Below are 267 nucleotides of genomic sequence, written 5' to 3'. Positions count from 1 at the left end.
AACAGCCGCAGTACGAAGAAAACGAAGCGATTCCGGCCTACGACACCTCCGGCCCGTATGGCGATCCGCAGATTGCCATTAACGTGCAGCAAGGGCTGGCAAAACTACGCCAGCCATGGATCGATGCGCGCGGCGATACCGAAGAACTTACCGTGCGCAGTTCCGATTACACTAAAGCGCGGCTGGCAGATGATGGCCTCGACGAGCTACGTTTTAGCGGCTTATTAACGCCAAAACGCGCCAAAACAGGACGCCGCGTCACCCAAC

General features: G+C 57.3%; 1 pseudogene. It reads left to right on the top strand.

Annotated elements, in window-relative coordinates:
* Positions 1–267 (top strand): annotated as a pseudogene (locus tag R0J88_RS20725) (phosphomethylpyrimidine synthase ThiC); the annotation flags it as partial.

Source organism: Pseudoalteromonas sp. SIMBA_162 (assembly GCF_046535955.1).
Taxonomy (GTDB): Bacteria; Pseudomonadota; Gammaproteobacteria; order Enterobacterales; family Alteromonadaceae; genus Pseudoalteromonas; species Pseudoalteromonas marina.
Note: the sequence above shows the minus strand (reverse complement) of the source record. Positions and strands in the feature narration are given on the sequence as shown.